Below are 19523 nucleotides of genomic sequence, written 5' to 3'. Positions count from 1 at the left end.
GGTGGGGGGCCTGCGTACACTCCGGAGACCCCACCCCCTGGCGAAGGACCCCCGGTGAACCAGACGTACGCGCTGACCGCGGTCACCGTCGTCGTCCTGGTCACCGTCCTCGTCGGGGCGCTCGGCCTGCGGATATCGCGGACCACCTCCGACTTCTACGTCGCCTCGCGGACCGTGGGCCCGCGCCTCAACGCGGCCGCCATCAGCGGGGAGTACCTCTCCGCCGCCTCCTTCCTGGGGGTCGCGGGACTGGTGCTGCTGCAGGGGCCGGAGATGCTCTGGTACCCGGTCGGATACACCGCCGGATATCTGGTGCTGCTGGTGCTGGTCGCGGCCCCGCTGCGGCGCTCGGGCGCGTACACGCTGCCCGACTTCGCGGAGGCCAGGCTCCAGTCGCGGGGGGTGCGGCGGATCGCGGTGCTGTTCGTGCTGGGCGTCGGCTGGCTGTACCTGCTCCCGCAGCTGCAGGGGGCCGGGCTGACGCTGGAGGTGCTGACGGGGGCCCCGCACTGGGTGGGCGGGGTGGTCGTGGCCTTCGTGGTCACGGCGGCCGTGGCTGCGGGCGGCATGCGCAGCATCACCTTCGTGCAGGCCTTCCAGTACTGGCTCAAGCTCACCGCCCTGCTCGTGCCCGCCTTCTTCCTGATCGCCGCCTGGACCGGGGACGGCGCGCCCCGGGCCTCCTTCGACGCCCCGGCCGTCTTCCGCGAGCACACCGCCGTCACCCTCGGCGAGGACGTACGGCTCACCGTGGACGCGCCGCTGACGGTGACGGTGACGGGCCGCGTCGACGGCGCCCCGTACGCCGGCGTCCCGCTGGCCCTGGAGCCCGGCCGGCACCACGTCGCGGCCCGCACCCGGCTGGAGTTCACCCCCGGCAGCGTCGTCCCGGACACCCACGCGCGCCCCGGCCCGGACGCGCCCGGCTGGTCGCGGCCGCTGTCCGGGGGCGAGCACCGGCTGTACGCCACGTACGGGCTGATCCTGGCCACCTTCCTCGGCACGATGGGCCTGCCGCACGTCGCGGTGCGCTTCTACACGAGCCCCAACGGCCCGGCCGCCCGCCGCACCACCCTGGTCGTCCTGGGCCTGCTCGGGGTGTTCTACCTGCTGCCGCAGGTGTACGGGGCCCTGGGCCGGATCTACGCGCCCGAACTGGCGCTCACCGGGGACGCGGACGCGGTGGTGCTGGTGCTGCCGAAGCGGATGGTGGGCGGCCTCCTCGGGGACCTGCTCGGGGCGCTGCTGGCCGGGGGCGCCTTCGCGGCGTTCCTGTCGACGGCCTCGGGGCTGACCATGGCGGTGGCCGGGGTGCTGCACCAGGACGTGCTGCCCCGGCGCGGGGTGGGGACGTTCCGGCTCGCGGTGGTGGTGGCCATGGCGGTGCCGCTGGCGGGCGGGGTCGTGGCCACCGAGGTGCCGGTCGCCGACGCGGTCGGGCTGGCCTTCGCGGTCTCGGCGTCCTCCTTCTGCCCGCTGCTGGTGCTGGGCATCTGGTGGCGCGGGCTGACCCCGCCGGGCGCGGTGGCCGGGCTGCTGACCGGCGGCGGGGCGGCGCTGGGCGCGGTGGTGACCACCCGCAGCGGGCTGGCTCCGGCGGGCTGGGCGCACGCGCTGCTGGCCTGGCCGGCGGTGTGGTCGGTGCCGCTGGGGTTCCTGACGATGGTGACGGTGTCGCTGGCGACCCGGTCCCGGATCCCGGCGGGGACGGCGGCGGCGCTGGCCCGGCTGCACCTGCCCGAGGACGTCACCGGGGAGCGGGCGGCGGGGGGCGCGCGGTGACCGGGGTCGCGCTGGCGATGCTGGCGGTGACGGGCGCGGCCCTGCTGCTGGGCCTGGGCTGGGCGGCGGGCCGCCGGCACGCCGGGCGCGGGGAGCGTTCCGCCGGGCTGGGCCTGGGCACCCCGGTGGAGCGGGCCACCTTCCACACCCTGCACACGGCTTCGCTGGCCGCTCCCCCGCTGCGGGCGGGGCTCACCGAGGACGCCGCCCGCAAGGCCGCCCGGCGGCTGCGCTCGCTGCTGGGTACGGAGGCGCTGTGCCTGACGGACCGGGAGTCGGTGCTGGCCTGGGACGGGCCGGGCGCCGACCACCACCAGCGGCGGGCGATGGCCCGGGTGGCGGTGATGCTGGAGTCGGGGCGCAGCCAGAGCGTGCGCACGGAGTGCCAGCGGCCCGGCTGCCCCTTGAAGTGGGCGGTGTTCGCCCCGCTGACGGGTGAGGACGGGCTGCTGGGGGCGCTGGTCGCCTACGGGTCGCGGGAGTCGGCGGTGCTGGTGCGGGCCGCGACGGAGGTGGCGCGCTGGGTCTCCGTACAGCTGGAGCTGTCGGAGCTGGACCGGGCGCGGACCCGGCTGATGGAGGCGGAGATCAAGGCGCTGCGGGCGCAGATCTCCCCGCACTTCATCTTCAACTCCCTCGCCGCCATCGCCTCGTTCGTGCGGACCGATCCGGAGCGGGCGCGGGAGCTGCTGCTGGAGTTCGCGGACTTCACCCGCTACTCCTTCCGGCGGCACGGCGAATTCACCACGCTGGCCGAGGAGTTGCGCTCCATCGAGCAGTATCTGGCGCTGGCCGGGGCCCGGTTCGGGGACCGGCTGAAGGTGACGTTGCAGGTGGCGCCGGAGGTGCTGCCGGTGGCGCTGCCGTTCCTGTGCCTCCAGCCGCTGGTGGAGAACGCCGTGAAGCACGGGGTGGAGGACTCCACCGAGGAGTGCCGGATCACCATCGCCGCCCGGGACGCGGGCTCGGAGGCGGTGCTGACCATCGAGGACAACGGCGTCGGGATGGATCCGGCGCTGCTGCGGCGGATCCTGGCCGGGGAGCGGCCGGGGGCCTCCTCGGGGATCGGGCTGCCGAACGTCGACGAGCGGATGCGGCAGGTCTACGGGGACGAGTACGGGCTCGTCATCGAAACGGGCGTCGGCGCCGGCATGAAGATCACCGTAAGGATTCCCAAATACCGGGCGGGCGTGCACACTTCGCCGCCCGGAAGCGGCAGAACAGCAGCCGGGCGGGCCGGGCCGTGGCATCCTGCGGGTGGCGCGGCTTGACCGGAGGGGCGGCCGACGTGCGGGTCGGGCGGGAAGTTCAGCGTGAGACGGTACGGGAGTGGGTGCGCGGGTCGGCCGTGGAGGGCGGCGGCCGGCTGATCGTGGAGGGCGAGCCGGGCTCGGGCCGGACCCTGCTGGTACGCGAGGCCCTGGCGGAGGCGGCCGCCCGCGGCATGACCGTCCGCTACGGCGCGGCCGAGGCCCTCGGCGTGAACCTGCCGCTGCGGGCGGTGCTGGACTGCCTGTACCCGCAGGAACCCGGGGACACCGCCGAGCCCGGGGACGCCGGGAAGCCCTTGCGGCCCGGGGACGGCGGGGTCACCGGTGCGCGGGGCGGGCGGGAGGCCGTGGTGCGGTTGCTGCGGGAGGCCGGGGCGAGCGAGCGGCCCGGCGGGGCGCTGCTCGCGGCGATGGACCTGCTGGTGGCCCAGGTCGAGCGGTGGTGCGAGCGGGGCCCGCTGCTGCTGGTGCTGGACGACCTGCACTGGGCGGACCCGGCCAGCCTCCTGGTGTGGCGGCGGCTCGGCCGGGCGGTGGCGGCGGGCCGGCTGCGGCTGCTGCTCGCGGCGACCCGGCAGCCGCTGCCGAAGCGGCCCGAGGTGGAGCTGCTGTGCGCGGAACTCGGGGCGGACGTCGTACGGCTCGGGCCGCTGTCGGCGGCGGAGACGGCCGGGCTGCTGCGGGAGCTGCTGGGGGCGCCGCCGGGGCCCCGGCTGCGGGAGGCGGCCGAGCGGGCCGGGGGCAACCCGCGGCTGCTGCGGGACCTGGCCGGGCAGTGGTCGGGGGTGATCCGGGTGGCCGCCGGGGTGGCCGAACTCGGACCCGGCCGGGGGGACTTGCCCCCGCCGCCCGCCTCCGTGAGCCGGGGGCTGGACTACCTGTCCCGGGCCGCCTTCGCCTGCCTGCGGCACGCGGCGCTGCTCGGCCCGCGTTTCACGCCGCGCGAGCTGGCCCTCGTACAGGGAAGGCCGGTGCGGGAGCTGCTCGGGGAGCTGGAGGAGCCGGTGCTGGCGGGGCTGCTGGAGGACACCGGCGAGGGGCTGCGCTTCCGCCATCCGGCGCTCCGCCAGGCCCTGTACCTGGACACGCCCGCCGCCGTGCGGGCCGCCCTGCACCAGGACGCCGCCCGGGCCTTCGCGGCGGCGGGCCTGGACCCGGCGCGGACCGCCGAGCAGCTGCTGGCGGGCGGGGTGCCGGACGCGTGGGCGGTGCGCTGGCTGGCGGACTCGGCGGGCAGCCTGCTCCAGGTGGCCCCGGACGCGGCGGCGGAGCTGCTGGAGCGGGCCCTGGCGCGCGGCCCGCGCGAGGACCCGGCGGCGCTGGACGCCCTGGAGGAGAACCTCGCGGACGCGGCGCTGCTGCTGCGGCGCCCGGAGGCGGTGGAGCTGCTGGACGCCCTGCGCGAGCGGGCCGCCGATCCGGGCCGGCGGGCGGCGCTGGCCTTCAAGCTGGTGTCGGCGCTGATGATCCAGGGCGACATGGAACGCTGCCTGGCCGTCACGGAACGGGCCCTGGCGGAACCTTTCCCCTCCCCCGCGTACCGGCTGCGCCTGGAGGCCTGCCGGGTCCTGGCCCTGGCCGACCTGCGACGGCCCCGGGAGGCGTACGCGCTGGCCGCGGCGGTGGTGGCGGAGGCGGCCCGGCTGGGCGATCCGCTGTGCGGGGCGGAGGCGCAGCACGCGATGGCGTTCACCCTGTTCCACCTCAACCGGGGGCGGGAGTCGCTGCGGCACGTCGCGGAGGGGATCGCGTACGCCCGGCGCAGCGCGGAGGCCAACGACATGCGGCTGCTGCTGCTCGCCAACCAGGCGGAGGGCCACGTCCGGTTCGACGAGCCGGAGGCGGCCCGGGAGGCGCTGCGCGAGGCCCGGCAGCTGGCGGTGCGGACGCGGTCGACGGGGCGGCTGGTGGTGACCGAGGCGCTGCTGGCGGAGTTCCACTACCGGCTCGGGGAGTGGGACGCGGCCCTGGAGGGGGTGGCCCGGGCGGACGGCCTGCCGGTGTCGGACGGCTGGCTGCCGGTGGTCGTACGGGGCCTGCGGGCGCTGGTGCTGGGCCACCGCGACGAGCGGGAGCGGGCCGGCGCGGAGCTGGCGGCGCTGCCCGGGGACGCGTTCGCCTCGGCGGCGGCCCGCCGGTACGCCGCCCACGTGCTGCTGGCCCGGGCGCTGCTCGCCGAGCGGGACGGGCGCCCCGCGGACGCGCTGGAGGCGTTGCTGCCGGCGCTGGAGCGGGGGGACGCGGAGGACACCGTGTACGACCGGCCGTGGGTGCTGTCGGAGCTGGTCCGCCTCGCCCTGGAGTGCGGGGACACGGCGACGGCCCGGGCGGCGGTGGCGGCGTGCGAGCGGGCGGCGGCGCAGCTGCCCGAGTACCCGGGGCCGGAGCTGGCCCTGCTGCGCTGCCGGGGGCTGTTCGCGCAGGACCCGGAGCTGCTGGAGCGGGCGGTGGCGCGGGCCGGGCGGGGCGGATGGCCGCTGGTGCGGGGCCACACCCTGGAGGACCTCGCGGTGGCGCGGGCCTGGCACGGGGACCTCGCCGGCGCGCGGGAGGCGCTGACCCTCGCGGTGGCCGCGTACGAGGACCTGGGCGCCCGGTGGGACGTGGCGCGGGCCGACGCCCGGCTGCGGAGCCTCGGCGTGCGCCGGGGCAGCCGCTCGGCGCGGCGGCGCGCGGGCAGCGGCTGGGAGGCGCTGACCCCGGCCGAGCTGAAGGTGGCGCTGCTGGTGGCGCAGGGGCGGTCGAACCCGGAGATCGCGAACGCGCTGTTCCTGTCGCCGCGGACGGTGCAGACGCACGTGTCGCACATCCTGGCCAAGCTCCAGGTGCGCTCCCGGGCGGCGGTGGCCGCTCAGGCGGCGGAGCGGCGGCCGTAGCCGGGGAGCAGCGCGCGCAGGGCCCGTATCGCGTAGTAGGCCCTGGACTTGACGGTTCCGGGGGGCACCCCGAGGGCGTCGGCGGCCTCCCGGACGGACGCCCCCCGGAAGTAGAGCTGGACCAGCACGTCCCGGTGCTCGGGGCTGAGCAGGCGCAGCGCCTCGTGCAGGTCGAGGGCGGCGACGGCCTGCTCGGTGCGGTCCTCGGCGGCCGGGGACTGCTCCAGGGCGTCGGCCCCCACCTCGGCGGGCCGCGCCAGGCGGGCCCGGCGGGCGTCGATGGCCAGGCGCCGGGCGACGGTGTACAGCCAGGGCCGCAGGGAGGCGTGGTCCCCGCTCTCCAGGGCCTCGGGGTTCTTCCAGGCCCGGAAGAGGGTCTCCTGCACCAGGTCCTCGGCGCGGTGCCGGTCGCCGTAGGTGAGGCCGAGGAGGAATCCGAGCAGGGCCTTGCCGTGTTCGCGGTGGAGCCGTGCGAGGGCCTGCTCGTCGGTGGTGCGGCGCACGAGGGTGCTGGTCACCGGGATCACCCCTTCCGGTCGGTTGTCCCGAGCGTGACCGAACCGCACCGCGGAGTTATCCGCCGCCTGGCGTATCCCCCGGCCCGTGGCGCCGACCGGTCGAACGGCCACGCCGAACGGTCGAACGGCCCCCGCTGCGCGGAGCCGGCCCCTGTTTCGTGCATCTGACCTCTCTTGAGTCATGGCGTCTGGAGGCCCTCTTGCGCTGACCAGCCGGAGGGATGAGGCTCGTGCACGTCGATGCAATCGATTCAGCAGACGAGTGCTCAATGACCCTAAAGTTCCTGGGGATTTGGCCGAACACCCCGGACGACGGATCGCCCACGATCTGGCTGGACGACACGACCGGCGACCTGATCATCCAGTCGTGGAAAGCCGACGAGCAGACCATTCGGCAGGCGCAGGAAGTCGGCTCGGTGCCTGGCCACTCCACAGATGTACCGGACCACGAAACCGTGATCCGGCTGCCTGCGAACATGCTCCAGTTCATCCCCCGCCCGGACAGTGAGGACAACGGTGGCAACAGCGGTACGTGAAGCTCTCGCCAAGGCGCAGCGGTCAGCTCTGCACCTTGAGATGCGAGACAGCTACATGCGGGATGACCCCGAGTTCATCCGCTGGCAGGGGGGACACCGATGGGACCCTGCCGACCGCGAGTCGTGGTGGCGGTCCTGGCTGGATGTCGTGGCCGAGACGACCGGTCGCGGTGTGGTCATGCGTCGCCTGCGCGTCGTCTCCGAGCCGCTGAGTGACTACGTGCGGTACGAGTACGACGGCACGTTCACGAACGTAGCAGCCGGCGAGGATGTGCGCTGGCTGCCTCGTGCTCGGGCGCGGGGGCTGTTGCTCCCTGCGCTGGACGGATGGGTCATGGATGAGGAGACCGTAATCCTTCACCACTTCAGTGGCGAAGGTCAGTGGACCGGTCCGCGCATGGAGGTCCACCACGACCCGGCGTTGGCCACGCAGTACACGACGGCGTACGAGGCGGCGTGGAAGCAGGCCATCCCGCACTCGGAGTACCGGCCGGTCTGACGCATACGCACATGGCTCTTTCTGCATCCTCCAGTGCCCAGCAGGCCCGGCAGGCTCTCGCGGATCGTCTCGCTGAGCTGTGCCGGGATGCCGGTCTGTCCGGCCGCGATATCGCTGAGCGCTGCGAGTGGCATCCGTCGAAGTCCTCTCGGATCATGAATGCCCGTACGCCCCCGTCCGCTGATGACATCCGGGCATGGTGCCGCGCGTGTGGCGCGGACGATCAGATCGACGACCTGATTGCCTCGCTGCGCACCGCGGAAGGGATGTGGGTCGGGTGGCGGCGCATGGAGCGGGCCGGGCTCAAGCAGGCGCAGGAGGCTCGCCTGCCGCTGTACCAGCGAACGCGCCGATTCCGCTCTTACTCCTCGTGGCTCGTACCTGGCATGGTTCAGACACGGCCCTACACGACCTCTGCGCTGCAAGCGATCCAGCGACGGCGCGGGCTGGTGGACGACGTGGCCGATGCGGTGGCCGCCCGTATGGAGCGACAGCGGGTACTGTACGAGGGTGACCGGCGGTTCGCCTTCCTGGTGGAAGAGTCCGTATTGCGGTCCGGCATCGGAGGCTCTGAGGTTATGACCGGGCAGCTTGGTCACCTCATTTCGATTGCCTCTCTTCCCAATGTGAGCTTGGGAGTTGTGCCCATGCGGCCGGATCGCGAGCGCTGGCCGGCGGAAGGTTTCTGGATCTACGACGCGGCACAGGTCAACGTCGAATTGATCTCCGGCTACCTCACTCTGACGCAGCCCAGTGAGGTAGCCATGTACGCCGAGGCGTTCACTGAACTGGCAGAGCTGGCTGTGTACGGCGCACAAGCCCGCGCCCTCATCACCTCTGCCGTGAGCGCCCTCGGGTAATTGGCGTGCAACCTTATGCAATCGCCTGTCAGTTGAGGTTGTCGTCTCCCTAGCGTGGTTGTCGTCCGACGGACAACACGGAGGGTTGCGACATGTCGACGTCAGCACAGCAGGAAGCGGTACGGGTCAGCCCGCTCGAACCGGTGCCCGTGAGCGGGTGCGGGGTCTGCGCAGCGCTGGCCGAGACCCGAAAGCTCGCCTGGTTGGTCGGGAACATGAGCGCTGTGGCAGCGCAGAACGCGGAGCTGCGCAACCACCCTCACGACCCGAGTGCGACATGAAAGAAGAGACGGCGCTCGCCGAGGGGCAGTACCGCCTGGCGGGCCGTGGAACGGCGCGGGGACCGCTTCCCCGCAGTGATGAGGAGAGGGAAGGCACGATGGCCGCGAGTCCCGAGTACGAGTTCCGCACGTCGAGTGCGTGCACCTACGAGAACAACAACCCGCGCTGTGTCGAGGTGGCCACGAACGTCCCCGGCAGGGTGGTCGTGCGCAGCTCCGTGAGCGGACGGGCGGTCGAGTTCACCCCCGCGGAATGGGCCGACTTCCTCAGTGGTGCCAAGCTGGGCGAGTTCGACCTGTCCGCGTAGGAGGCGTCATGCAGGAGTGTCCGCACTGCGGCGGGAACGCCCAACCCGACCCGGAGCACTCACGGGCATGGTGGTGCCTGTCCTGCTGGCGCGCATGGACCCTTCCGGCGCATGCCGGCTGCTCCGGCACCATCCGCCCGCTGGCCCCTGGGCTCCGCCTTCTCGCCGAGTCCCGGGATCTGAACCGCTGAGGCCCTGTAATGCCCCGCTTGTCCGCCCCAGTGGCAGACGGGCGGGGCTTCCGCGGTTTCCCCCGCAGGCCGCTACCCCTCGTCGGCGGGCTCACTCCGCAGTCCGGTTCCGCCCGGCCGAAATCCAGCCCCGCCGGCGATTGAGGCGCGGGGGCCGGGGGCTGGTCTCCGGCAACGGCGCGGGGGCCGGGCATGCCGGTGGCCCCGGGCCACGTCCGGGGGGACGGGGGCCGGGGCCACCGGAAGAGGGGGTTGGGAGCTGTTGCTTCGTTAGCTCACTCTTGGGAGTGATAGTGCTATTTGGTGAGTGTCATTACGGTCGTGTGTATGAATCTCAGGGAGTGGGTGAAGGCGCGGGGTATGCATCCGCAGACCGCGCATCGCTGGTTCCATGAGGGTGACTTGCCGGCTCCGGTTGAGCGTGTCGGGCCGCGCACGATTGTGGTGAACGTGGACGCTCGCGCGGTGCTGGGAATCGTTGGAGATGTCGGCCTGTATGCCTGTGTGTCCTCTCACGGCCAGAAGTCGGACCTGGTACGTCGGACGGCGCGGTTTTCGGCGTGGGCGGCCACGTTCGCAGCGGGCCGCCTCATGGTGGTGCTGGATAACGGGGAGGCCCGAGACGACCTGGTCCGGGACGCACTGGAGCTCCCGACCTGGTTCTGTGCCCGCTTATATGGACGCCGATCCGCGAAGAGGCGGGCGCGGAAGGCTATGGACGCGGCGGCCGAGGATGGCTGATCCGTCCAGGAAGTTACGCACCATCGTCCCGTCGTTCGTGGTGCTCGGTCCGTCCGGTGTGGCGGTGCGCGACCGTCTCAAGGGCCTGAGCGTCGAGGACGAGAGGGTTCTGTGCCTGGTGGGTGAGCATCAGGGCAGGCTCGCGTCCCGTGACCTCAAGCGGCGTTGTGCGGACGGTCCTGAGCACAGCTCCGACACCTGGGCGGGACGCAAGCGGGAGCTGACGAAGGAGTCGTCGTCGCGGATCGCCGGGGCGATCACGAAGGCCAGCCACGATCAGTGGGCGCTCGCCCGCCGCTGTCAGGCCGCGCACATCCAGAACCTGGACGCCGGCATCCGCACGCTGCGCCACCGCCTGTCCCTCCCGATCGGGGAGAAGAGCAGCAAGCGGGCTGCGGGCGGCTACCGTTCCAAGAGCGAGTGGTTTCACAAGTCCCGCCGTCTGGCCACCCTGGAGTCCCGGCACGCGCAAGCGGTGGAGGACTCCAAGTCCTATCGCGTGCGTGTGGTGCGGGGCGGAAAACGGCTCCTGAGCACCCGCCACAACCTCGAAGCGGCACAGCTCACCGAGGGGCAGTGGCGCGCCCGCTGGGAAGCCGAACGCTGGTTCATCGCCGCCGACGGCGAGTCCGGGAAGCGGTTCGGGAACGAGACCATTCGCGTCACCCCCGGCGGCGAGGTGTCGATCAAACTGCCCGCCCCGCTCGCACACCTTGCGAACACCGGGCACGGACGGTACATCCTGGCCTCCCGTATCGCTTTCGCGCACCGGGGCGAGGAATGGGCCGACCGCATCACGCTGAACCGGGCCGTCGCCTACCGCATCCACCTGCATGCGGAACGCGGGCGCTGGTACCTGACCGCCTCCTGGCAACGCCCGCCGGTCAGGACGATTCCACTCGCCACCGCCCGGGCGAACGGCGTGATCGGCGTCGATACCAATGCGGACCATTTCGCCGCCTACCGGCTCGACCCGCACGGCAATCCGATCGGCCGGCCGCACCGCTTCCCCTACGACCTCAGCGGATCGGCCGACCGCCGCGACGCCCAGATCCGCCACGCGCTCACCCGGCTGCTGCACTGGACGAAGAGCGTCGGCGTCAAGGCCATCGCGATCGAAGACCTCGACTTCACCACCGAGAAGACCCGTGAGAAGCACGGCCGCGGAAAACGGTTCCGGCAACTGATCTCCGGCATCCCGACCGGCAGACTCAAAGCCCGCCTCGTGTCGATGGCAGCCGAGCAGGGGCTGTCGGTCATCGCGGTCGATCCCGCCTACACCTCCCAGTGGGGAGGCCAGCACTGGCAGAAACCGCTGGTCACCCCACGCCGCACACTGTCCCGTCACGATGCCGCCGGCATCGCGATCGGACGACGCGCCCTCGGACACCCGATCCGGCGTCGGACGACACCGCCCCGTAACGACCAGAGCGATCGTTACGGGCATCGGACCGTCCAGGCCGCACCGGGCACCCGAAGGCGCGACGGAAACCGCCCACCCGCAACGGACCACGCCCCTGGAGACGTACCGCCGAGCGGGAAGAGAAAGCGGAGACCCAGCGCATCCAAAACCGTTCGGGATGCGCCCAGCACGCAACAGTGGGTCCAAGAGCCACTGCTGCGTACTGGCTAGGAACGGTTAGCTCCAGCTGGCGTGCAAGGGCTTGCCCTCGGCGTAGCCCGCCGCGGACTGGATGCCGACGACGGCCTTCTCCTCGAACTCCGCCAGGGAGGCCGCACCCGCGTACGTGCAGGAGGAGCGGACGCCCGCGATGATCGAGTCGATCAGGTCCTCGACGCCCGGCCGCGCCGGGTCGAGGAACATGCGCGAGGTGGAGATGCCCTCCTCGAACAGCCCCTTCCGGGCCCGGTCGTACGCCGACTCCTCCGACGTGCGGTTCTGCACGGCGCGCGCCGACGCCATGCCGAAGGACTCCTTGTACAGGCGCCCGTCGGCCGACTGCTGCAGGTCGCCCGGGGACTCGTACGTCCCGGCGAACCAGGAGCCGATCATGACGTTGGACGCACCGGCGGCCAGCGCCATCGCCACGTCACGCGGGTGGCGGACGCCACCGTCGGCCCAGACGTGCTTGCCGTACTTCTTCGCCTCGGCCGCGCACTCCAGCACCGCGGAGAACTGCGGGCGGCCCACGCCGGTCATCATGCGGGTGGTGCACATGGCGCCGGGGCCCACGCCGACCTTGATGATGTCGGCGCCGGCGTCGATGAGGTCCTTGACGCCCTCGGCGGCGACGATGTTGCCCGCGACGATCGGGACCTTCGGGTCCAGCGCGCGGACCGCCTTGATCGCGTTGATCATCGATTCCTGGTGGCCGTGCGCGGTGTCGATGACGAGCGTGTCCACGCCCGCGTCGAGCAGCTGCTTGGCCTTCTGCACGAAGTCGCCGTTGATGCCGACGGCCGCGGCGACGCGCAGCTTGCCGTTGGCGTCGGTGGCCGGCGTGTAGAGGGTCGCGCGCAGGGCGGCCTTGCGGGTGAGGATGCCGACGAGCTTGCCGTCCGCGTCGACCGCGGGGGCCAGCTTGCGGTGGCCGGCGTCGAGCTTGTTGAAGGCCTCGCGGGGGTCGATGTCGGCGTCGAGGAGCAGCAGCTCCTTCGACATGACCTCGGAGAGCTGGGTGAAGCGGTCCACGCCGGTCAGGTCGTGCTCGGTGACGACGCCGACCGGGCGGCCCCCGCCGTCGACGACGACGCCGGCGCCGTGGGCGCGCTTGGGCAGCAGGGAGAGCGCGTCGGCGACGGTCTGGGTGGGCGCCAGCGTGATCGGGGTGTCGAGCACGAGGTGGCGGGTCTTCACCCAGGAGATGACGTCGGTGACGACCTCGATCGGAATGTCCTGGGGGATGACGACGATTCCACCGCGGCGGGCCACGGTCTCGGCCATCCGGCGGCCCGCGATGGCGGTCATGTTCGCCACGACGAGCGGAATGGTGGTGCCGGTGCCGTCGGGCGCGGACAGGTCGACGCCCTGGCGGGAGCCGACCGCGGAGCGGCTCGGCACCATGAACACATCGTCGTACGTCAGGTCGTACGGCGGCTTCAGGTCATTGAGGAAACGCACGTGCTGAACATCCCAGTCGATCGGAGGTACCCCGACTAGGGCAGCCGAGGAAACGCACGTACTTCATTCTCCCATGACCCGGGGTTTACGCCGCCCGGGCCGATCGTCCAGGACATACCGGGCCCGTTGGTCCGTTCCTACGGGACCTTGGTCCCGCGCCGGGCGGAAACGACCGGGCGGTGCAGCGGCAGGAGGCCTCCGGTGAGGGGGGTCGCCGGGGCCTCGTGGCGGACGGCGGTGAACTCGGCGGCGATGGAGAGGGCGGTCTCCTCGGGGGTGCGTCCGCCCAGGTCGAGGCCGATGGGGGATCTGAGCCGGGCCAGTTCGGCCTCGGTCACCCCCTCGGCGCGCAGCCGGTCCGCCCGTTCGGCGTGGGTGCGGCGCGACCCCATGGCTCCGACGTAGGCCAGCGGCAGGCGCAGGGCCAGCGCGAGGACGGGTACGTCGAACTTGGCGTCGTGGGTCAGTACGCACACGGCCGTACGGGTGTCCAGGCGTCCGGCGTCGTGTTCCGCGGCGAGGTGGCGGTGCGGCCAGTCCACGATCACCTCGTCGGCGCCGGGGAAGCGCTGCGGGGTCGCGAAGACGGGCCGGGCGTCGCACACGGTGACCCGGTGCCCGAGGAAGGCCCCCATGCGGGCCAGGGCGGAGGCGAAGTCGATGGCTCCGTAGACGATCAGCCGGGGCGGTTCGGCGGCGGATTCGACGAGCAGGGTCAGCGGCTGCCCGCACAGCCCGCCCGCGGTGCCGAGCTCGGCGGTGCCGGTGCGTCCGGCGAGGAGCAGGGCGCGGACCCGTTCGACGGCGGCCCGGTCCAGGGCCGCGCCGCCGCTCAGGCCGCCCTCGTAGGAGCCGTCGGCGTGGACGGCCAGGGCCTGGCCGAGCTGCCCGGGCGGGCCGCTGACCACGCGGGCGAGCGCGGCCCGGGCCCCGCCGGCGGCGGCGTCGAGCACGGAGCCGATCACGGGCCGTACGGGGTCCTGTCCGCGCACCGGGGTGACCAGCACGTCCAGGATCCCGCCGCAGGTCAGCCCCACCGCGAAGGCGTCGTCGTCGCTGTATCCGAAGCGGTGCACGCCGCCTTCGCCGGAGGCGATGGCCTCCAGGCACAGCTCGTGCACGGCGGACTCCACGCAGCCGCCGGAGAGGGAGCCGAGCGCGGTGCCGGCGGCGTCGACGGCGAGCGAGGCGCCCGGTCCGCGGGGCGCGCTGCCGCTGACGGCGACGACGGTGGCGAGCGCGAACTCCCGCCGCTCCGCGCACCAGGTCCGCAGGGCCCCGGCGATGTCGAGCATCAGCGGATGAATTCGCGGCGCGGGGACTGCCCGGGGATGAGCGGTCGCGGGGGCAGCACGGCGGGCGGTCTGGCGGCGCCGGTGCCCGGGTAGCGGGCGGGGGCGGCGGCCGCCAGGGCCACGGGGTCGGGGTGGCGTCCTCCGGTGCTGAGCAGCCGGGCGGCGTGGGCGACGCTCGCGAGGGTGGCGTGGTGGTGCCAGCCGCGGAAGGAGCGGCCCTCGAAGTCGCGGATGCCGACGGGTTCGCAGGTCTCGGCGAAGTCCAGGGAGACCCGGTCGGTGAGCTTGGCCAGCAGGAAGAGCTGGGCCAGCGGCCGGTCCCCGATGTTGGTGATCCAGAACTCGGAGGGCAGCAGGGCCGCTTCGGTCCAGGCGCCGACCAGCAGCAGCGGGGTGGGCGGTGCGGGCAGGGGCCGGTCCTCGCTGGGGGTGGCGAGGATGGGCGCCGAGGTGAGCAGGGTCACCGCTCCCTCGGCGCGGCCGTGCCGGGTCCATTCGACGACGCGGCGCTGGGAGCGCAGCGAGTCGATCAGCTCGCGGGCGGGCGCGGTGTGCGGCCCGGGTTTGTGGCGGCCGGCGCCGCCGAAGGAGACGGGCAGCGACCCGTCGACCTTGAGGACGAAGGGGATGTCCTGGAGGGCGAAGGCCTCGATGGTCTGCGGGAGGTCGGTGTTGGAGACCTCCATGACGACCGGGCGGCGCTGGAGCTGCCAGGTCGCGGCCATGCGCTGGACGGCGTGCACGGCGTCCTGCGCGGGGGTCAGGGAGCGGGCGGTGTCGGGGATGCCGGCCCGCCGGCGGCGCAGCAGTTCACTGGTCCAGGGCCCGGGGAGGGTGAGGGTCCATTCGACGGGGAAGCTGGCCTCGCTGGAGGCGAGCCAGATCCCGCCCGCCTGCTGACAGTTGGCGGTGCGGCCGAGCTGGGGGACGAACTGGCGGCCGACCCCGACGGAGCGGTCGCCGGCCTTCTCTATGACCATGGGCTGCACGACCCAGGCCAGGGGGCGCTGCGCCGTGCGTTCCAGGTGCTGGGCGAGGGAGCGGCGTACGGGGGTCCAGTCCCAGGGCGACTTGCTGATGAACTGCTGGAGGCTCTGCTCGACGGAACTGGCCCCTGTTCCGGCGATGTTACGGATTGTTTTCTTCCCGTTGGTCCGCACGAGGCCGTTCAGATAAACGCGGGCCCAGTTTCGCTGGTCCCGCCGGGGTAATGATTCGAAGAAAAGCGAGATCAGAACGTCGATCAAATCGGAGATTTCCTTGGTGGATTCCTCCGGCAGGACTACGCGAGCCATCTGGGCCTCCCCCGCGACCAGCTAGATCCTTTACCCTACTTGACCGCGAAGAACGGCCGTAGGCCCAAGCGGCTACTTCCTGAGGTCGCTGGCAGATTCGAGCCGCTCTTCCTCTACCACGAGCGGGATGGGGATCTGGTTCGCCGCATAGTAGAGCGCGATCAGAAAGTGTGCGACGAGAGTGAGAGGTGCCGAGAAGAAGGACAGGAGGACGGTCAAGGGGTAGGCGACCGCGCCCAGTCCGAAGCGCACCCGGGTGGCCCGGGCACCGTCCTTGTCCACCTTTTCGTGGAAGAGGTGACCGACCTGGGTGACGTACCACCAGAAGCCCAGGAAGGCGAGAGCGTACACGACGGTCCACGAACTGTAGAGGATCGCGGCCACGTTGGCCGATTCCTCGTCCGTGAGGTGCTCGGCGAGCACGTTGGTCGTGTAGGGAATCACCGATACCACCATCAGCACCAGGAGATTCAGGAACAACAGCGGTCGGTCAACCCGCTTGAGGTGGCTGAAGATCGTGTGGTGGTTCACCCACATCACACCGATGATGAGGAAACTCACCAGATACGCGGCATAGTGCGGCCATTGTTCCCACAGCCCGTGCCACAGCGCCGTTCCCTCTTCATCCGGAACCTTTAACTCCAGCACCAGAATCGTGATCACGATGGCGAATACGCCGTCGCTGAACGCCTCCACCCGGTTGGTTTCCTGCTCCATGATCCCCGGCCTCCCCTTCACCGAATCATTCACGTGTGCGGGGAGGGCGTACGCCCCCGCCCTCCCCGCACACGCTACCCAGGAAAGGGCCCTCAGCCGCCGAATCCGGCGGTCTGGCGCCAGATTCGGCCATCGCGGACGACGAGTGTCCCGAACGCGTGCTCCGGCTCGCCGTTCAGGTTCATGATCGCCCGGTAGAAGATGGTGTCCTCGGTCTCGATGTACTCCTGCAGTTCGACCAGGGTGGGCTTCACCGTGAGGTAGCCGGTGAACGTCTCGCGAACAGCCTCGATGCCCACCGAGACGCCCTCGAAGCGCAGCAGGACGGCGTCGTCCGTGTAGTTCTTCATCACCGCCTCGATGTCCAGGGCGGCGAGCGCCTCCATCTGGCGGACGAAGACCGGGTGCAGCTTGGCGATGTCGTACTTGGCCATGATTCGACTCCTCTTCCTGGGGTGACGGGCTGTGCTGGGCTGACGTACGGAACCGGCCGCGATGCCCGCCGGAACCGGCCGTGACGGGTCAGCCGGTGGCGGCCGGCGCCAGGGGCAGCCGGACGACCATCCGGGTCTCGCCGGGACGGGAGCGGGCCGTGATCGACCCGTGGTGGCGCTGGGTCACGATCCGGTAGCTGAGGTGCAGTCCCAGACCCGTGCCCTTCCCGACGTCCTTGGTCGTGTAGAAGGGTTCGAAGATGCGGGGCAGGACGTCCTCGGGGATGCCCCGGCCGGTGTCGGTGATCTCCACGACCATGCAGACGCCCTCGGCGCGGGCCCGCAGGGTGAGCGTGCCCGAACCCTCCATGGCCTCGGCGGCGTTGTCGACCAGGTTGGTCCACACCTGGTTCAACTCCCCCGGGTATCCGGTGAGATCGGGCAGCTCCGGGTCGTAGGCGCGCACGATGGTGATGCCGGCCAGCTTGGAGCGCAGCACGACGAGGGTGTTCTCCAGGCCGTCGGTGACGGCGAAGCGCTGCTCGGGCGCCCGGTCGAGGTTCGCGTAGTCCCGGGTGGCGGCGACCAGCTGGGAGATCCTGGGGCCCGCCGCGCGCAGCTCGGCGGCCAGCGAGCGGGCCTCCAGCAGCGCCGCGAGGTGGTCCAGGGCGGCCGGCAGGGAGGCCTCGCCGACCCCTTCCAGCCGTTCCAGCAGCCACCCCAGCTCCAGCCCGAGGTCGGAGGCCCCGGAGCCGAGCAGCCCCGGGCGTTCGGCGCCGGCCTCCTCGGCCCAGTCGGCGATCTCCTCCTCGGCGTCCGCCTGGGCGAGCGGGTCGGTGGTCTCGGGCGGCGGGAGCTTGTCCAGCTCCTCGGCGAGCCGGTCCAGTACGGAGCGCTCCGCGCCCGTGGCGGCCGCGCCCCACGCGTACGCGGTGCCGGTCAGCCGGTCCAGGGCGGGCGCCAGTTCCTGCGCGGCGCGCGCCACGGCGGCGGCCGGGTTGTTCAGTTCGTGCGCGAGCCCGGCGGCGAGGGTGCCGAGGGCCTCGACGGTGGCCCGCTTGCGGGCCTGCACCTCGGAGGACTTGATCCGCCAGGCCAGTACGGGCAGCAGGACGGCCGCGACCCCGTGGCAGCGGGTCAGCATCTCGAAGAAGACCGGCTTCGCGTACGCGACGACGGTGGTGGCCGGGCCGCTCGCGGCCGCGGTGGCCACGTAGGAGCCCTCCGTGAGCAGGGGCAGCTCCCCGGTGAAGCGGTGGGCGGCCGTGGGCTTGCCGTCGTGCTCCTCGGCGGCCGCGCCCCCCTCCTCGGTGGAGTGCCGGGTCAGGACCTCCTCGCGGCCGTCGACGACCTTGGTGACGACGAGCCCGCCGGAGAGCAGGACGTGGAAGCCGGTGGCCTCCTCGCCGTCGCGGAAGAGGACCTCCCCGTCGGCGAGGACCCGCGGCTCGGACACCGAGACCAGCCAGTCCAGCTGCTCCCCGGTGAGCCCGGCGAAGATCTCCAGCCCGTGCAGGGCGGCCCTCAGTCCGTCCCTGTCCATCGCGGCGGCGCTCACGCCGTCCTCCCTTCGGCCCTGGTGCGCGCGGCCAGCCGCAGGGTCGTGAACAGGGCCAGCGCGCACACTCCGGCGACGGCGGCCATGAAGCCGACCGAGGTGCGCTGCAGGCCGTGGATGTTGGTCAGCAGTCCGGCGAGGACCGCCGGGACGCTCATGGCGAGGTACGCGAACACGTAGACGGCGGCGGTCAGTTCCCCGCGGTGCGCGGGCTCGGCGAGCGAGCTCAGCGCGCGGAACGAGCCGAGGAACGCGGCGCCCCAGCCGCTGCCGAGGACGGCGGTGGCGACGAGGAACACGGCCGCCGAGCCCAGCCCCAGCGCGAGCAGCACCAGGGCGAGCCCCATGAGCAGCCCGAGCAGGCCCAGCACGGCGGTGCGCAGCGGCTCGGTGCGGCCCAGCAGCAGCTGGGCGACGGTGGCGGCGCCCGCGAGCAGGGCCACCGTGGCCCCGCCGACCAGGTAGTTGGTGCTGTGGAGCAGGGACAGGACCAGGTGCGGGCCGAGCGAGAGGTAGAAGCCGCCGACGGTCCAGACGGCGACCACGGTCAGCACCAGCACGGCGAACCGCCCGCGTGCGGCGGCCGGCACCCGGATCCGGTGCGGGACCACCCGCAGCCGTCCACCGGCCCCGGGAGCGCTCTCGCCCATGCGCGCCACCCCGATCAGGGTGACCGCGAAGGCCCCGACCAGCAGCAGGTAACTGAGCACGGTGGGCGCGGGGGCGTACTGGACGAGGAGTCCCGCGCCGAGCCCGCCGAGGCCGATGCCGACGGTCGGTCCCGCGCTGTTGACCTGGGCGCCGAGCGCGGGCCGCGAGCGCGGGCTGAGTTCGAGCAGGGCGGCGCCCATCGCCCCGGTGGCCAGGCCCACCGCCAGCCCCTGTACGGCGCGGGCGGCGAGCAGCAGGCCGAGCCCCTGGGCGCCGGCGAACAGGCCCATGGAGACGATCGCCAGGACCAGTCCGGCGCCGAGGACGGGCCGGCGCCCCAGGGTGTCCGAGAGGGAGCCGAACAGCAGGAGGCCGACGAGCACGGTGACGGCGTAGACGGCGAAGACCACCGTGACGGTCCCCGAGGACAGGCCCCATTTCTGCTGGTAGAGCACGTAGAGGGCGGAGGGCACCGAGGAGGAGAGCATCAGCAGGACGAGGACCGCGCCCACCACCCAGAAGCCGGACGGTCTGTCGGCGGCGGCCGCGCGGGCGGCTGCGGGCTGGTGCACGGGGTGCACGGCGTCTCCCGTGGTCGTCGTCTCGGTCGGTTCGGCCACTACGTCAA

At 72.6% G+C, this 19523-nt stretch carries 17 protein-coding genes; 9 read left to right on the top strand and 8 right to left on the bottom strand.

The window, feature by feature from the left end; all coding sequences use genetic code 11:
- The first annotated feature begins 54 nt into the window (after positions 1–54).
- From ACFV0Q_RS05225 to ACFV0Q_RS05215, 3 genes are read left to right on the top strand one after another with little or no spacing between them, the layout of a single operon-like run.
- Entirely contained in the window at positions 55–1782 is a 1728-nt protein-coding gene (locus tag ACFV0Q_RS05225; RefSeq protein WP_385000648.1) for a cation acetate symporter, read from the top strand.
- Complete coding sequence (locus ACFV0Q_RS05220; protein ID WP_385000645.1) at positions 1779–3053, top strand: sensor histidine kinase; 1275 nt, start codon at positions 1779–1781, stop codon at positions 3051–3053. The genes ACFV0Q_RS05225 and ACFV0Q_RS05220 overlap by 4 nt, the downstream gene beginning before the upstream one ends.
- The gene (locus ACFV0Q_RS05215) at positions 3050–5929 is read left to right on the top strand and encodes a LuxR C-terminal-related transcriptional regulator (RefSeq protein WP_385000642.1); all 2880 of its coding nucleotides are present in this window, start codon (positions 3050–3052) and stop codon (positions 5927–5929) included. The genes ACFV0Q_RS05220 and ACFV0Q_RS05215 overlap by 4 nt, the downstream gene beginning before the upstream one ends.
- On the opposite strand, the gene ACFV0Q_RS05210 is transcribed toward ACFV0Q_RS05215, so the two are convergent.
- The gene (locus ACFV0Q_RS05210; protein WP_385000639.1) at positions 5905–6456 is read right to left on the bottom strand and encodes a sigma-70 family RNA polymerase sigma factor; all 552 of its coding nucleotides are present in this window, start codon (positions 6454–6456) and stop codon (positions 5905–5907) included. The genes ACFV0Q_RS05215 and ACFV0Q_RS05210 overlap by 25 nt on opposite strands.
- A gap of 260 nt (positions 6457–6716) precedes the next feature.
- Here ACFV0Q_RS05210 and ACFV0Q_RS05205 point away from each other — a divergent pair, with 260 nt between their 5' ends.
- From ACFV0Q_RS05205 to ACFV0Q_RS05180, 6 genes are all read left to right on the top strand, one after another.
- Entirely contained in the window at positions 6717–6983 is a 267-nt protein-coding gene (locus tag ACFV0Q_RS05205; protein WP_385000687.1) for a hypothetical protein, read from the top strand.
- Positions 6964–7482: a DUF6879 family protein gene (locus tag ACFV0Q_RS05200; RefSeq protein WP_385000636.1), complete on the top strand. Its 519-nt coding sequence runs from the start codon at positions 6964–6966 to the stop codon at positions 7480–7482. Before ACFV0Q_RS05205 ends, ACFV0Q_RS05200 begins: the two co-directional genes overlap by 20 nt.
- An 11-nt stretch (positions 7483–7493) precedes the next feature.
- Positions 7494–8342: a helix-turn-helix domain-containing protein gene (locus ACFV0Q_RS05195; RefSeq protein WP_385000633.1), complete on the top strand. Its 849-nt coding sequence runs from the start codon at positions 7494–7496 to the stop codon at positions 8340–8342.
- A gap of 379 nt (positions 8343–8721) precedes the next feature.
- Positions 8722–8931 carry a DUF397 domain-containing protein gene (locus ACFV0Q_RS05190; protein ID WP_385000630.1) on the top strand — a complete coding sequence of 70 codons (210 nt, stop codon included), beginning with the start codon at positions 8722–8724 and terminating at the stop codon, positions 8929–8931.
- 518 nt (positions 8932–9449) lie between these two features.
- Positions 9450–9863, top strand: a complete 414-nt coding sequence (locus tag ACFV0Q_RS05185) for a recombinase family protein (protein WP_385000627.1) — start codon at positions 9450–9452, stop codon at positions 9861–9863.
- Positions 9856–11496 (top strand): IS200/IS605 family accessory protein TnpB-related protein, encoded by a 1641-nt coding sequence (locus ACFV0Q_RS05180; RefSeq protein WP_385000624.1) that lies wholly within the window; start codon positions 9856–9858, stop codon positions 11494–11496. The genes ACFV0Q_RS05185 and ACFV0Q_RS05180 overlap by 8 nt, the downstream gene beginning before the upstream one ends.
- Before the next feature lie 6 nt (positions 11497–11502).
- Here ACFV0Q_RS05180 and ACFV0Q_RS05175 read toward each other — a convergent pair whose 3' ends face one another.
- From ACFV0Q_RS05175 to ACFV0Q_RS05145, 7 genes are all read right to left on the bottom strand, one after another.
- On the bottom strand, positions 11503–12945 hold the full coding sequence (locus ACFV0Q_RS05175) for a GuaB1 family IMP dehydrogenase-related protein (RefSeq protein ID WP_385000621.1): 1443 nt from the start codon (positions 12943–12945) through the stop codon (positions 11503–11505).
- 137 nt (positions 12946–13082) lie between these two features.
- The gene (locus tag ACFV0Q_RS05170) at positions 13083–14240 is read right to left on the bottom strand and encodes an XdhC family protein (RefSeq protein ID WP_385000618.1); all 1158 of its coding nucleotides are present in this window, start codon (positions 14238–14240) and stop codon (positions 13083–13085) included.
- Entirely contained in the window at positions 14240–15535 is a 1296-nt protein-coding gene (locus ACFV0Q_RS05165; protein WP_385000615.1) for an IS701 family transposase, read from the bottom strand. The genes ACFV0Q_RS05170 and ACFV0Q_RS05165 overlap by 1 nt, the downstream gene beginning before the upstream one ends.
- A 72-nt stretch (positions 15536–15607) precedes the next feature.
- Positions 15608–16252 carry a TMEM175 family protein gene (locus ACFV0Q_RS05160; protein ID WP_385000612.1) on the bottom strand — a complete coding sequence of 215 codons (645 nt, stop codon included), beginning with the start codon at positions 16250–16252 and terminating at the stop codon, positions 15608–15610.
- A 92-nt stretch (positions 16253–16344) separates the two neighbouring features.
- Positions 16345–16686: a nuclear transport factor 2 family protein gene (locus tag ACFV0Q_RS05155; RefSeq protein WP_267090358.1), complete on the bottom strand. Its 342-nt coding sequence runs from the start codon at positions 16684–16686 to the stop codon at positions 16345–16347.
- Between the two features lie 88 nt (positions 16687–16774).
- Complete coding sequence (locus ACFV0Q_RS05150; RefSeq protein WP_385000609.1) at positions 16775–18244, bottom strand: ATP-binding protein; 1470 nt, start codon at positions 18242–18244, stop codon at positions 16775–16777.
- Entirely contained in the window at positions 18241–19515 is a 1275-nt protein-coding gene (locus ACFV0Q_RS05145; RefSeq protein ID WP_385000606.1) for an MFS transporter, read from the bottom strand. The genes ACFV0Q_RS05150 and ACFV0Q_RS05145 overlap by 4 nt, the downstream gene beginning before the upstream one ends.
- Positions 19516–19523: the final 8 nt, after the last annotated feature.

Source organism: Streptomyces sp. NPDC059564, from assembly GCF_042735575.1.
Classification (GTDB): Bacteria; Actinomycetota; Actinomycetes; order Streptomycetales; family Streptomycetaceae; genus Streptomyces.
The sequence above is the reverse complement of the archived record's forward strand: the minus strand, read 5'-3'. Positions and strand labels throughout refer to the sequence as shown.